Source organism: Micromonospora sp. SL4-19 (assembly GCF_047921475.1).
Taxonomy (GTDB): Bacteria; Actinomycetota; Actinomycetes; order Mycobacteriales; family Micromonosporaceae; genus Micromonospora.
In genome coordinates, this window is record NZ_JBLROB010000048.1 from 15,428 (window position 1) to 28,876 (window position 13,449).

Annotated in this window: 9 protein-coding genes; 3 read left to right on the forward strand and 6 right to left on the reverse strand. The window is 69.8% G+C overall.

Going from position 1 to position 13,449, the window contains the following annotated elements; all coding sequences use genetic code 11:
• Positions 1 to 98: 98 nt before the first annotated feature.
• A complete protein-coding gene (locus ACNAVT_RS30475; RefSeq protein WP_416301292.1) occupies positions 99 to 1,808 on the reverse strand; it encodes an ABC-F family ATP-binding cassette domain-containing protein in 1,710 nt (569 codons plus the stop codon).
• 79 nt (positions 1,809 to 1,887) lie between these two features.
• Positions 1,888 to 3,522, reverse strand: a complete 1,635-nt coding sequence (abc-f, locus tag ACNAVT_RS30480; RefSeq protein WP_416301294.1) for a ribosomal protection-like ABC-F family protein — start codon at positions 3,520 to 3,522, stop codon at positions 1,888 to 1,890.
• A 459-nt stretch (positions 3,523 to 3,981) separates the two neighbouring features.
• Here abc-f and ACNAVT_RS30485 point away from each other — a divergent pair, with 459 nt between their 5' ends.
• Both ACNAVT_RS30485 and ACNAVT_RS30490 read left to right on the forward strand, forming a co-directional pair.
• Positions 3,982 to 5,001, forward strand: a complete 1,020-nt coding sequence (locus tag ACNAVT_RS30485) for a proline racemase family protein (protein WP_416301296.1) — start codon at positions 3,982 to 3,984, stop codon at positions 4,999 to 5,001.
• Positions 4,998 to 5,939 (forward strand): ornithine cyclodeaminase family protein, encoded by a 942-nt coding sequence (locus ACNAVT_RS30490; protein ID WP_416301298.1) that lies wholly within the window; start codon positions 4,998 to 5,000, stop codon positions 5,937 to 5,939. The genes ACNAVT_RS30485 and ACNAVT_RS30490 overlap by 4 nt, the downstream gene beginning before the upstream one ends.
• 45 nt (positions 5,940 to 5,984) lie before the next feature.
• Here the strand turns inward: ACNAVT_RS30490 and ACNAVT_RS30495 are convergent, their stop codons facing one another.
• Positions 5,985 to 6,485 carry a DUF1772 domain-containing protein gene (locus ACNAVT_RS30495; RefSeq protein WP_416301300.1) on the reverse strand — a complete coding sequence of 167 codons (501 nt, stop codon included), beginning with the start codon at positions 6,483 to 6,485 and terminating at the stop codon, positions 5,985 to 5,987.
• 6 nt (positions 6,486 to 6,491) lie between these two features.
• Positions 6,492 to 7,331: an NAD(P)H-binding protein gene (locus ACNAVT_RS30500; protein WP_416301302.1), complete on the reverse strand. Its 840-nt coding sequence runs from the start codon at positions 7,329 to 7,331 to the stop codon at positions 6,492 to 6,494.
• A 72-nt stretch (positions 7,332 to 7,403) separates the two neighbouring features.
• Here ACNAVT_RS30500 and ACNAVT_RS30505 point away from each other — a divergent pair, with 72 nt between their 5' ends.
• The gene (locus ACNAVT_RS30505; RefSeq protein WP_416301304.1) at positions 7,404 to 8,342 is read left to right on the forward strand and encodes an AraC family transcriptional regulator; all 939 of its coding nucleotides are present in this window, start codon (positions 7,404 to 7,406) and stop codon (positions 8,340 to 8,342) included.
• Positions 8,343 to 8,402: 60 nt separating this feature from the next.
• Here the strand turns inward: ACNAVT_RS30505 and ACNAVT_RS30510 are convergent, their stop codons facing one another.
• Together ACNAVT_RS30510 and ACNAVT_RS30515 are read right to left on the reverse strand one after the other, a co-directional pair.
• On the reverse strand, positions 8,403 to 12,446 hold the full coding sequence (locus ACNAVT_RS30510; protein ID WP_416301306.1) for a family 43 glycosylhydrolase: 4,044 nt from the start codon (positions 12,444 to 12,446) through the stop codon (positions 8,403 to 8,405).
• A gap of 418 nt (positions 12,447 to 12,864) precedes the next feature.
• Positions 12,865 to 13,449, reverse strand: a 585-nt coding sequence (locus tag ACNAVT_RS30515; protein WP_416301308.1) for an FIMAH domain-containing protein, incomplete at its 5' end; no start/stop codon positions are given.

Genomic DNA, 13,449 nt, shown 5'->3' on the forward strand with positions numbered 1-13,449 from the left:
TCCGGATTCGCCACCGAATGCAAGATCCGGCACCCGGATTACCCGTTCAGAGCTGCATGGCGAGGCACTAGCCGCCATCAAACCCGGAACAGGGTCTGCTATCTCCGCCGGCCGTCACCTTGGCCGCCCTCAGGGCTGGCGGCGTACGGTGGCGAGAGGCTTGTGACCCGCGCTGTCTGAGCTCGCGGGTCGGAGCCGAGCCGGATCTCCCGCCCCTGCCAGTGCTCCCGCAGCCAGCGGTCGTGGCTGGCCAGCACGATCGCGCCGGGGCCGGTGCCCAGCGCCGCCTCCAACTCGTCGCACAGACGCGGCGACAGGTGGTTGGTGGGTTCGTCGAGTAGCAGCAACTGCGGCGGTCGCGCCACCAGCAGCGCCAGCGCGAGCCGCCGGCGCTGTCCGACCGAGAGCCGGGCGACCGGCTTGTCCAGGTCCGCCTCGTGCATCAGACCCAGCGAGCCCAGCGGCACCGCCTCGGCCCGCTCGGCGCCCAGCGCCAGCTCGTAGGTGTCGCGGACGGACCGGTCCGGCTGGTCGAAAACGGTGTCCTGGGTGAGTAGGCCCACGGTCAGTCCGTGCCGCCGCCGCACCTCGCCCACGGGTGCGAGCCGCCCGGCGAGCACTGCCAGCAGAGTCGACTTCCCAGCCCCGTTCCCGCCGATGACCAGCAGGCGGTCGGTCGCCGACACCTCCGCACTCACCGGTGCGAGCCGGCCCGGCACCCGTACGTCATCCAGGGACACCAGCGGACCGTCGCCCTCCGGCGCCGGTGCGGCGAGCGTCGTGCTCTGGAACCGCAGCGGCTTCGGCGGCTCGCCGACCGGGGAGCGCTCCAGCTCCTCCAGGCGGCGGGTCGCGTTGCGCACCCGCCGGGAGATCTGCCTCTGCACTCGGCCAGCGCGGTGGCCGTAGCCCATCTTCTCGTTGTCGCGCGGCCCCCGGTCCGGTGCGACGCTGTGCGCGGTGACCCCGGCGGAGACCCGCAGCGCCGCCAGTTCCTCCTGTTCCTCGGCCCAGCGTCGCTCCCAGCGATCCCGCTCGGCACGTTTCTCGGCCAGATAGGCGCTGTAGTTGCCGCCGTAGCGGACCGGGCCGTCCACCGCCGGGTCGAGGTCGATCAGGTCCGTGCACACGGCGTCCAGAAAGGCCCGGTCGTGGCTGGCCACCACGACGGCGCCGGGCAGGCTGCGTACCTGCTCCTCGACGAAGGCGGCGGCATCGTCGTCGAGATGGTTGGTCGGTTCGTCCAGCAGCAGCGCGGAGGGCCGCCGGACCAGCAGCGCGGCCAGCGTGAGCCGGCCGCGCTGCCCGCCGGACAGCGACCCGAGCGTCCGGTCGTGCCCGAAGGCGCTGAGGCCGAGGCCGTCGAGCACGAGCGCGGCACGCCGGTCGGCGTCCCAGGCCTCCCGTTCCTGGGCCTGTTCGAGCCGGATGCCGTACGCGTCGAGCAGACCGGTGTGCTCGGGCGCCTCCTGCGCGGTCCGCGCGAGCTGCTCGGTGAGCCGTTCCAGCTCGGCGAGGTCCTCCCTGGCCTCGCGTAGGGCGTCGTCGAGTACGTCGGCGATCGTCGCGTCGGCGTCGTACGGCATCTCCTGCTGAAGAAAGCCCAGATCGGGTGGGCACGTGACGCTGCCGGCGTCGGGCTCGTCCATCCCGGCCAGCAGGCGCAGCAGGGTCGACTTGCCGACGCCGTTCTCCCCGATCAGCCCGATGCGGTGTCCGGGCGTGGCGGTCAGGGAGACACCGTCGAGCACCCGTCGGTCGCCGAGGGTGTGGACGAGGTCGTGGGCGAGCAGAGCGGGCTGAGGCATGAGGTCCGTCCAACGTGATCGGTGCTCGGCCCGCGGGGCGGCATGCCTCGGACACGGGCCAGGTCGACACGCCGGCGGCTCACACCTCAGGGGCCCCCGTCTCCTTCAGCACGCCGTCGGCTAGCCGCAGCCACCGGTTCACGCCGATCTCGCGCAGAAACCGCTCGTCGTGGCTGACCACCACGAAGGCCCCCTGGTAGGAGTTCAGGGCGTTCTCCAACTGACCCGCGCTGACCAGGTCGAGGTTGTTCGTCGGCTCGTCCAGGAGCAGCAGGTGCGGAGCTGGTTCTGCGCACAGCACGCAGGCCAGCGTGGCACGCAGCCGCTCGCCTCCGGAGAGCACCCCGACGGGCAGATGGGCGCGAGGCCCCCGGAAGAGGAAGCGGGCGAGCAGGTTCATTCGCTCGGCCTCCGGCCGCTCCGGGGCGAAGTCGGCGAAATTCTCGGCGACCGTACGGTCCAGGTCCAGTAGGTCGAGGCGCTGCGAGAGGTAGGCGATGCGGCCGTCGGCCCGCTTGATCTCGCCGCTCTGTGGTGTCAGGTCGCCGCTGAGCAGACGCAGCAGCGTGCTCTTGCCCGCACCGTTGGGGCCGGCCAGCGCGATGCGCTCCGAGCCCCGGACGGTCAGGTCGACGCCCTGGCCGGCGAACACGTCCTTGTCGCCGAGGTGGACGCGGAGTTGCTCGCCGAGGAACAGGTTGCGTCCGGCGGGCACCTGGGTGTCCGGCAGATCCAGCGTGATGCGCTGCTCCTCGCGCAGCGCACGCCCGGCCTCGTCCAGCCTGGCCTTCGCCTCGCTGACCCGGCTGGCGTGCATCTGGCCCACCCGGCCCGCGGACTCCTGCGCGCCCCGCTTCATGTTGCCGGCGAAGATGCGGGCCAGACCGGCGTTCTTCAGGTTGCGGGCGGCGTTGCTCTGCCGGCGGTCGGCGCGCTCGCGGGCCTGCTGCATCTCCCGCTTCTCCCGCTTCAGCTCCTGCTCGGCGTTGCGGACGTTCTTCTCGGCGACTTCCTGCTCGGCCCGCACGGCTTCCTCGTACTCGGTGAAGTTGCCGCCGTAGAAGCGCACTTCGCCGCGGTCGAGTTCGGCGATGCGTTCCATGCGGTCGAGCAGGGCGCGGTCGTGGCTGACCAGGAGCAGGCAGCCGTTGAAGTCCTCCAGCACGTCGTAGAGCTTGTGCCGGGCGTCGACGTCGAGGTTGTTGGTGGGCTCGTCGAGCAGCAGCACGTCGGGTTGCTTCAGCAACTGGCCGGCGAGACCGAGGGAGATGGCCTGGCCGCCACTGAGGGTGCTCAGGCTGCGATCCAGGGCGAGGCCGGCCAGTCCGAGGCGGTCGAGCTGGGCGCGGGTGCGTTCCTCGATGTCCCAGTCGTCGCCGATGGTGGTGAAGTGCTTCTCGTCGACGTCCCCGGACTCCACGGCGTCGATGGCCTGGATGATCGCGGCGACGCCCAGCACCTCGGCGACCGTGAGGTCGCCGGTCAGGGGGAGGCTCTGCGGGAGGTAGCCGAGGGTGCCGGCCACGGAGACCGATCCGGTGCCGGGTCGCAGTTCACCGGCGATGAGCTTGAGCAGCGTGCTCTTGCCGGTGCCGTTGGGCGCGACGAGGCCGGTGCGGCCGGAGCCGACGGTGAAGGACAGGTCCTGGAAGACGGGAGTGCCGTCGGGCCAGGTGAAGGACAGGTTCGAGCAGACGATGCAGGCGTCAGACATGGAGGTGACCTCGTGTTGGGGGGGCAGGGAAGACACTTCTGCCCTGGCAGCAGACAGGGAGAAAGAGGGGACGACAGCGAGGCCACGTCGGCGGCGCTTCCACGCACCGGGCCGGTGGCCTGTCGGGTCCGGGTATCACCCGGAGATGTCGTCGTCCACCACCATGTCTGGGCTCCTCAACAAACGATCAATGTCCCGACCAGTCTAGCAACAGGGGGCGTTTGACCGGCGACACGACAGGCTATCCGGTCGCGACCTCGGCCGCCAGCCCGCGCAGGTGCGCGATGCCCCGGGCCAGGGAGACCTCCAGATGCTCCATGCCGCCGGTCGACAGGAAGATCATCATGCAGGCAGGTGGAGCGCCGCGTCGACCAGGGGCGTGACCGGCGTCCTCGCCCGCCACGGCGAGGTGCAGATCGAAGCAACGGGAAATCTCGCGTTCCGCACTAGCCTGGCGGGATGGTTTCGGATCAGGTGCGTACGACCGACTATCACACCGCCGGAGAGCCGTTCCGGATCGTGCCGGAACCGCCGGTGGCGCTGCCGGGGGTCACGGTGGCGGACCGTCGTATCCAGGCTCTGAGCAGTGTTTCCGCCCGCCGGCTCCGGGAGCTGCTCTGCTTCGAGCCCCGCGGCCACGCGGACATGTACGGCGGATTCGTCGTGCCGGCCGACGACGACGGCGCCCATCTGGGTGTGCTGTTCTGGCACAAGGACGGCTTCTCCACCGCCTGCGGGCACGGCACCATCGCCCTCGGTGTATGGGCCGTGGACTCCCAACTGGTCCAGGCTCCCGCGCACGGCAGCGTCGACGTGGTCATCGACGTTCCATCGGGCCGGGTCACCGCCCGCGTGCACCGTGACAACGGGCGCACGGTGGCCGTCGACTTCGTCAACGTGCCCAGCTACGTCATCGCCCGCAACATCGCGCTGAGCACCTCCCGCGGCGAGGTTGCCGTGACCGTCAGCTACGGCGGAGCCCTCTACGCCAACGTCGACGCCACCAGCGTCGGTCTGACCGTGGACCCGTCGCACTACGGCGACCTCATCGCACTGGGCCGCGAGATCAAATGGGCGCTCAACGACAGTGAGCATGCCGTGCATCCCAGCGATCCGCGGCTCAGCGGGATCTACGGCACCATCCTGTACCAGGAACTCGGCTCGACCGACGGCCACGTCCATCAGCGCAACGTCACCGTGTTCGCTGACGGCGAGGTCGACCGCTCACCGTGCGGATCCGGGACCTGCGCCCGGCTGGCCGTCCTGGCCGACGAGGGCCGCGTAGCTGTCAACGGCCCGGAGCTTCGCCACGAGTCGATCGTCGGATCACGGTTCACCGGAACCATCGTGGCTGCCACCGCCGCTGATGGCCGCGCGGCCGTCGTACCGCAGGTCACCGGCATGGCCTACCGGACCGGTGAGCACACGTTCATCGTCGACCCCGCCGACCCGCTCGTCCCCGGGTTCGTGCTCCGGTGACCGCCCCGCTGATCCTCGGCGGCGATGCCGTGCGCGCCGCCTGCAGCCCTGTCGAGGCGGTCGAGGCGATCACGGCTGCCCTCGTCGGCGGGCTGGACCCGGCGGAGGACCTGCCTCGCCACGCCGTTCCGCTGCGCGCGGGCGAGTTCCTGCTCATGCCCTCGGAAGGTGCCCGCTCGGGCAGACACGTAGGGATCAAGGTGGCGACCGTGGCACCCGGCAATCCCACCCGTGGCCTTCCGCGCATCCAGGCGTCCTATCTGCTTTTCGACGCCGAAACGCTCACCCTGGTCGCCGTGCTGGACGGCACGGCGCTGACCACGCTGCGTACGCCCGCGGTGTCCGTGGCGGCCGTCCGCCCGCGGCTGCTGGCCGCGTCCGGCCCACTGACGGTGGCCGTGTTCGGCGCCGGACCCCAGGCGCACGGGCACGTCGAAACTCTGGCCGCGGCTCTGACACCGCACCGGCAGATCACGAGCGTGACTCACCTGGTCCGCAACATCAGCCGGGCCACGACTGACGGCGCCGACGTCGTGGCTGTCGACGGTGTCCAGGCCGACGATGTGCTGCGCGCGGCTGACGTCATCGTGTGCGCCACCTCGGCCCGGGCACCCTTGTTCGACGCCGGCCAGGTCCGCGACACCGCCGTCGTCATCGCGGTGGGCTCGCACGAACCCGACGCTCGAGAGGTCCCCGGCGCGCTGTGTGGCCGGGCGACGGTCGTTGTCGAAGACGTCGCCACCGCGCTGCGCGAAGCCGGCGACGTCTGCCTGGCGATCAAGGAAGGCGCCCTGCAGGCCCGGGATCTGCTGCCGATGCGCGAAGTCGTCACCGGGCAGACCCGTCCCGCACCCGGCCGGCCTTTGCTGTTCAAGAGCGTCGGTATGTCCTGGCAGGACCTTGCCGTCGCTGAGGCCGTCCTGTCCAAGGTCGGATGATCCTCGACGGTGGAAGCAGTGGTTCGACAAGCACCCACGCCGGGCTCATCCGGTCGAGCGGCCGACGACGATCAGCGCCCAGCAGAGACAGCCGAACGCCGCCGTGTTCGCGAGGGCGCGGACACTGTTCCAGGCGACCCAGGTGGATTCGAAGCGCCCGCGGACGGCGGCGAGATCGGCGATCTGGCCGGGTTCACCGGCCGCCGCGAGGGTGTCGTTCAGCGGGACGTTGACCGCGGCGGTGACGATGAACATCACCACGTACAGGGCGAACCCGCAAACGATCCACGGCAGTGCCGGGCGGCCCGCACCGCGCCAGGCCAGCACAGCCGACACGGCGGCGAACACCGGCGCGCCCAGGAAGCCCAGCATGAACCACCCGTTGACGATGGTCACGTTGATCCGCTGCATCGCCTCCACGAAAGTCTGGTCGTCCACCGTCCTGAGGGCGGGCATCACCGCGTAGGCGAAGGCGGCGAAGAGCCCGGCCATCAGCCCGGTCGAGACGGTGGCGGCGACCAGCGACACCTGCTGCGTGAGTCGCATCGTCACCTACACCCCGTCCCAGATGCCTGTGGTGGCGGCGTCCTTGGCGTAGTCCGCGAAGTCCCGGGGCGGTCGGCCCAGGGCACGCTGCACCCCGTCGGCCAACTGAGCGTTGCGGCCGTCCAGCACGGTCGTGAACAGGTACGTCAGCAACTCGACGACCTCCGCTGGCACGCCCTCGGCGGCCAGCGCCCCGGTGTAGTCCTCGACGGAGACCGGGACGAGGTCGATGCGCCGGCCCGTCGCCCGCGAGATCTCGCCGACCGCGTCGGCGAAGGTGAGCAGTCGGGGCCCGCTCAACTCATAGAGCTGCCCCGCGTGTCCGTCCTCGGTCAGCGCCGCCAGGGCCACATCGGCGATGTCGTCGGCGTCCACGAACGGCTCGGGCACGGCCCCGACCGGGAGGACGACCTCGCCGCCCAGCACCGACTCCCGCAGGTAGTCCTCGCTGAAGTTCTGGCTGAACCAGCTCGACCGCAGGATCGTCCAGTCGACTCCCGCGGACTGGATCAGCTTCTCGGCGGCCTCGGCCTCCTCCTCACCGCGGCCGGACAGCAGCACCAACCGAGATACCCCGGACGCCACCGCAAGGTCGGCGAACGCGCCGACCGTCTCGGGTGCCCCCGGCAAGGCAAGGTCTGGGTAGAAGGACACGTACACGGCGTCGACATCCTGGAGCACCGTTGCCCAGGTTGTCCGGTCCGTCCAGTCGAACGGCTGCGCGGCGGACCGGGAACCGACCCGGACCGAAACTCCACGGCCCCGCAGCCGCTCTACGACCCGACGGCCGGTCTTGCCCGTACCGCCGAGGACCAGGATCACCTTCTGCTCTTGTTCGTTCCTCATACCGCCCATTGAAGTGCGGGCTGGCGAGACTTCACATAGCCAGGACGCGCAATCTTGTGTGTAATCGTCTACGTGGATGCTGTTGTCGGCCTGCTTGACGGCCCGCGAGCCCAAGGTGCGTTCCTGCTCCGCTCGATCCTGACTCCACCCTGGTCGATAGTGATCAAGGACGAGGCGCCGCTCACCCTGGTGGCCATGGTCCGAGGCGACGCCTGGATCGTTCCCGACGAGGGCGCGGCCGTGCGGCTCGACCCCGGGGATGTGGCGATCATTCGCGGCGCGGGACCGTACACCGTCGCCGACGACCCGACCACGGCGCCGCAGGTGATCATCCATCCGGGCCAGCGCTGTACGACCCCGGACGGGCAGGAACTGTTCGAGATGACGCAACTGGGCATACGCACCTGGGGCAACAGCCTGGACGGCCCGACGATGCTGCTCACCGGCACCTACACGATGCAGGGCGCGGTCGGCCAACGGCTGCTGAGCGCACTGCCGCCGCTGGTGGTCGTCCCACGTGAATCCTGGGACTCCCCGCTGATCCCGCTGCTGGCCACCGAGATCGTAAAGGACGACCCCGGTCAGGAAGCCGTGCTCGACCGCCTACTCGACCTGCTGCTCATCGCCACGTTGCGCGAGTGGTTCGCCCGGCCGGGGGCGAATGCCCCTGCCTGGTACAAAGCACATAGCGACCCGGTGGTCGGCCGGGCCCTGCAGATGCTGCACAACAACCCCGCCCAGCCATGGACCGTGGCGTCACTGGCCGCCAAGACCGGGGTTTCCCGGGCGGCGCTGGCCCGCCGCTTCACCGCGCTGGTCGGTGAACCGCCCATGTCGTACCTCACCGAATGGCGGCTGGCTCTCGCCGCCGACCTGCTCCGCGAGCCCGGCACCACCGTCGGCGCCGTCGCCCATCGCGTCGGCTACGGCAGCTCCTTCGCCCTGAGCGCCGCCTTCAAACGTCGGCGTGGCGTGAGCCCTCGACAACACCGGGTGGCCGCCCAGGTGTAGCAGGGTGAGGCAGTCAAGTACGTGGCGGGCGCCGCGGGGACCGCGACGCCCGCCCGAGGATCAGCTCAGCGGCGAGACGCTCGCCAGCGTCGGCATGACCTTGGCGATGGTCCCGTCGGCGTTGAAGTGCAGGCGGTCGATGGTGACCTCGCGGTGCGTGCCATCCCCGCCGGGGATGGCGAAGCGGTGGTAGGCGATGTACCAGTCGTCGGTGCCCGGCACCTGGATCATGCTGTGGTGACCGGTGCCGAGGATGCCGAGGGTGACGTCCTTGGTGAGGATCTCGCCCCGGTTGATCAGGCCTTCGGCCATGGGGCTCGTGGCGGTGGCGTAGCCGACGCGGTAGTTCTCGCTGCGGGTGTCGTCGATGGACCAGCTGAGGTAGTACGTGTTGCCGCGCTTGGCCATGAAGAGGCCTTCACGGAAGCCGGTCAGGCCGGTGATCCGCTTGACCTTGGTGGCGTCGAACGATGTCATGTCGGCGTTGAGTGGCACGACGTAGGCGTTGCCGTTGCCCCAGTAGAGGTAGCTGCGGCCGTCGTCGTCGGTGAAGACCGCCGGGTCGATGGCCTGACCGCCGTCGGGGTTGGCGGCGACGAGCGGCTTGCCGAGCGCGTCGACGAACGGGCCGGTCGGGGAGTCGGCGACCGCCACGCCGATCTTGGCATCGGCGCAGAAGTACAGGTAGTACCTGCCGTTCTTCTCGATCGCGGCCGGCGCCCAGGCCCGTCCGTCGGCCCAGGACACGTCCGGGCCGAGGTCGAGGATGGTCGGGTGCTCGGTCCAGTGGACCAGGTCCTTGCTCGACCAGGTCTTGAAGGTGGTGCTGGACCAGCCCGGGTAGCCGTCGGTGGTGGCGTAGATGTAGTAGGTGTCCCCGAAGCGCACGATGTTGGGGTCGGCGTTGTATCCGGGCAGGACGGGGCTGTTCATGACGAACGCGTTGACGGTCCAGGCGCGCTTGCTGCCGTCCGTGCCGGTAACCGTGTAGGTGACGGGCTTCGTGAAGTCCTGGGTGGAGCCGTTGCCCGGGCTGACCCGGGCCTCGTCGCTGATCCGGAAGTCGGGCTTGAGGGCAGCCAGGTCGGTGCCCGGCTTGACGGGCAGGGTAACGGTGCTCGTGTCGCTGTTGATGACGGCCGGGACCTTGAGGGCGTCCAGCGTGACCGAGCCGATGGCCGTCTCGTTGCCCGCGAGGGAGAGCACCTCCTTGGCCGACAGGCCACGGTTCCACAGCGTGAAGCTGCGCATCTTGCCGTTGAAGTGGCGGTCGCCGGAGTAGAGCGAGCGACCAAGGTAGTTGGCCGTGGTGACGCCGTCGCCGAGGTCACCCGGCTTGATCGTGACCCCGTCGTTCCTGGCCACCTCGACGCCGTTGTCGTAGAGGCGGGCCACCCCACCGGAGAGGGTGTACGTGATGGTGTGCCAGCCGCCCCGGCCGAGGTCACGGCCGCCGCCGGTGTTCTGCTCGGTCGTCCAGTTTCCGATGGCGATGGCGGTGCGGTAGGAGGATCCGGTAGTGAACAGGTAGCCGTTGCCGGCGCCGTTCGTGGTGTTGCCGAGGCCCCAGATGAAGTAGGGCGTGGCCTGCGCGGGGTCGACCCAGACCTGGGCGGAGAGGCTGACGTCGGACAGACCGGTCAGGAGGTTGTTCGGCAGGCGAACGTAACCGTCGGTCCCGCCGAAGACCATGCCGTCGGCGGAGCGCGTGATGCCGCCGTGGATCGCCGCGTCCTGGGCGTTGCCGGAGCTGTCGGCGATGGTCGTGCCGCTGCCGCCCGCCAGGCGGTAGTCGACGATCACGCCCTTCTTGCTGGTCGGCGCGGGTGACGGGCCCTGGCGGAGCCGGTCGAGCTCGGCCCTGGTGACCGGCAGGACGGTTCCGTGCCGCGGGTGGGCCGGCAGGTCGTAGCCGGTCGACATGGTGAACTTCCCGCTGTCGAGGTCAGTGGTTTCGAACGGCACGTAGCCGCGGCCCCCGAACTCGTCGATGAACACGTACCACTTGTCCTCGGTGTTGCTCTTGAACACCGTCGGGCCCTCGCCGCGGGAGATGCCCGGGGAGGTGTCGGTCGCCTTGCCGATGCAGTCCTGGACGAAGTCCCAGCTCGTGCTGCGCAGCTGGGTCGACTTCTCCTCGAGGATGAACTTGCTGCACGGGGTGCTGGAGGTGTTGTTCCGCTCATCCTTGGTGAAGCGGTAGTAGCTGCCGTTGTGCTTGATGACCGTCGAGTCGATCACCGAGTAGCCGGGGTCGACCCAGACCTTGGGCTCGCTGAAGGTGCGGAAGTCGCGAGTCGTCGCGTACAGCATGCGGTTGTAGCTGTCGCCGGTGTGGCCGGTGTTCTCCGGCGCGTAGAGCTTGGAGGCCCAGAACACGACGTAGGCGCCGATGGTGTCGTCGTAGTAGGCCTCCGGGGCCCAGGTGTTCCCCGCTGTGTCGGGAGAGACGCGCACGTGCCGCTGCTGCGACCAGGTCACCAGGTCGGTGGACTCCCAGACCTCGATGTACTTGCTGCCAGTGCGCTGGCTCGCGTCCCAGTCACCGTTGCCGTGGATCTTCAGGTCGGTGGCGATGAGATAGAACTTGTCGCCCTCGGGGCTGCGGATGATGAACGGGTCGCGTACGCCCGTGTCGCCCTCGCTGGAGGTGAGGACGGGGCGGCCGCCGTTGAGCTCGTCGTACTTGAGCGGGTCGTTCCCGCGGCTGGCCGCGAAGTAGATCTGCTCGCCGTCGGCGGTGCCCTCGCCGGTGAAGTAGGCAAAGGCGTAGCCCTCGAGCTTCTCCTTCTTCGGCAGCGGCAGGACGTTCAGGCTGAAGTTGCGGACCGCGCTGGCCGCACCCTTGGTCGCGCGTACGCTGAGGCGGGCTTTGACGGCACCCGACCCGTGCGGCGGGCGGGTCACCTCACCCGTGCCGGTGACGACGGCGGGGTCCTTGGCGGTCCAGGTCAGGGTCACGTCGCGGGCTCCCCGGGTGGGCAGCGTGACGTTGCCGCGGATCGCGTTCTGGTCGTGGATGACGATGGCCGCGAGGGCGTTGTCGACCTTCTTCTCGTCGGTGATGTCCTCGATCACCGTGACGATGAACCCGCGGGTTGCGGTGTAGCCGGCGTACGACGCGGTGGCGGTCAGCGTCACGGTCGCGTTGCCGGCCCGCGGCGCTGGACGGCTGACCACGCCGGTGTCCGACACCACGGACGGGTTGTTCGACGACCAGGTGATGGTGGAACCACCGCTGCCGCTGGTCGGGAGGCTGAGGTTCTCCGTCACCGCGGACGTGTCACCCAGGTCGAGGGCTGCCGCGTCTGCCGCTGCCCTCCCGGCGGCCGTCTGCTCACCGAGGGCGTGGGCTTCGTCGGCGCTCACCGCACGGTTGTAGATCCGGAAGTCGCGAACCTGCCCCTTGAGGTACTTGTCGGACGTGTAGACGGAGCGGCCGAGGTAGTTGGCGGTGGTGGTGCCGCCGCCGATGGCACCCGGGGTCAGCGTGATGCCGGTCTTGCGGGCCATCTCGACACCGTCCTCGTAGAGCACGGCCGTGCCGCCGCCGAGGGTGTAGGTGATGGTGCGCCAGCTGCCACGGCTGAGGTTGCGGCCCGTGGTCACGGTCTGCTCCGTCGACCAGTTGCCGCTGGCGATCGAGGTGCGCAGGGCGTTGCCCGTGGTGAACAGGTAGCCGTTGCCGATGCCGCCGGAGCCGGTGTTGCCCAGGCCCCAGATGAAGTACGGCGTGGCCTGATCGGCCGCCATGTTGACCTGCACGGAGACGGTGATGTCGGTGAGGCCCCGCATGATGTTGTCAGGCAGGCGGACGTGACCGTTCGTGCCACCGAGGCGTACGCCATCGGGCCCTTGCCAGCTGGCATCGCCGCTGAGCGTGCCGTTCCGGCCGTTGCCCGAGCTGTCGGTGACGGTCGTGCCGCTGGTCTGGGTGAGGCCGTAGCGCAGGACCAGGCCCTCGTCGAGCGTCGCAGCCTTACTGGCCGGGGCAAGGGCCACGACACCGGCCAAGGCGGTCGCCAGGGTTATCAGGCTGGCAAGCACGGGGCGGGAGCGGCGCTGCGATGGGCGCGCCGCCGTGCGGGTGAGCGAAAAGGACATAGCCGGGCTTCCTCATGTCGGCCACGGCCGAAGCCGGGCGTCGGGATGGGTCATGCAGCCGGGTGTTTGCCTAACGGACGCCTGACGCGTCCGGGGTCAGCAGGTGAACGTCAACATGCCACGGAGCGAGCGCCAAGCCAGGACAAAGTGAGCGCTAACATACGCATCTCATGTGGAGGTGTCAACACCCACGCCGACGGCACCATCACCGCACAGGACGCCGCCGGCCGGGAGTACGACGTCGGCGGGGGAGGCCATCTACCGCACCGATGACGCCAACTCGACAAGATCAACCCGGGCGGCTCGGTGAAGGCGAACGTCTACTTCGACGTGCCCACGGGGACGAAGCTGAAGGCGATCACCTTCGACGCCGGCCTGGTCATCCTCGCCGAGGGTGCCGTCATCACCCTCGATGTCTTTACCGCAGGTCGGTGGCGATCCGGTCGGCGTCGGCGGTCAGGGCGTCGTAGCCGTCGGCGGTGAGCTTGCCGTTGCGTCGCAGCTCGCCGAGCTTCTCGCGCAGCTTCTTGAGCTGGTCCTCGGCCTGGTCCGGATCGCTCTCGGCGATCTCCTTCGCGATCGCGTCCACCTTGGCGTGCAGGTCCTTTGCGGCATCTGGGTTCAACCGGCCGGCTTCCACCTGCTTCCGGATCGACTGGCGCATGCCCGCGATCGGGTCAGCGGGTGCGGTGGGGCTCGGCCTATGGGAGGTGGCCCGAGGGCTCGGTGTCGGGCTGGCCGGGTTGCGGGTGGCGGACGCGATGGCCCGCAGCGTCGGCGTGGCGGGCGCGACGGTGAGCGGCACGGCCGGCACGCGGGGCGCTACGGCGGTGGTGGCCGATGCCGGCGGCGTGGCCGGTCCCGCGATCGAGGTGTGGTCGTCGCGGTCGAGCAGCGTGACGCCGGTCAGGGCGAGCAGTGCGACCGCGAGCAGGGCCGCCGCCAGCAGCGCCTCGCGCCGATGCCGTGCCAGGGGGCGGTCCGGCCTGGGCGGAGGAGCGAT

Coding starts and splice junctions, on each gene's coding strand:
- ACNAVT_RS30500 (WP_416301302.1), bottom strand. CDS start 7,331: ATGAGGAACGAACAAGAGCAGAAGGTGATCCTGGTCCTCGGCGGTACG.
- ACNAVT_RS30495 (WP_416301300.1), bottom strand. CDS start 6,485: ATGCGACTCACGCAGCAGGTGTCGCTGGTCGCCGCCACCGTCTCGACC.
- ACNAVT_RS30485 (WP_416301296.1), top strand. CDS start 3,982: ATGGTTTCGGATCAGGTGCGTACGACCGACTATCACACCGCCGGAGAG.
- abc-f (WP_416301294.1), bottom strand. CDS start 3,522: ATGTCTGACGCCTGCATCGTCTGCTCGAACCTGTCCTTCACCTGGCCC.
- ACNAVT_RS30510 (WP_416301306.1), bottom strand. CDS start 12,446: ATGTCCTTTTCGCTCACCCGCACGGCGGCGCGCCCATCGCAGCGCCGC.
- ACNAVT_RS30475 (WP_416301292.1), bottom strand. CDS start 1,808: ATGCCTCAGCCCGCTCTGCTCGCCCACGACCTCGTCCACACCCTCGGC.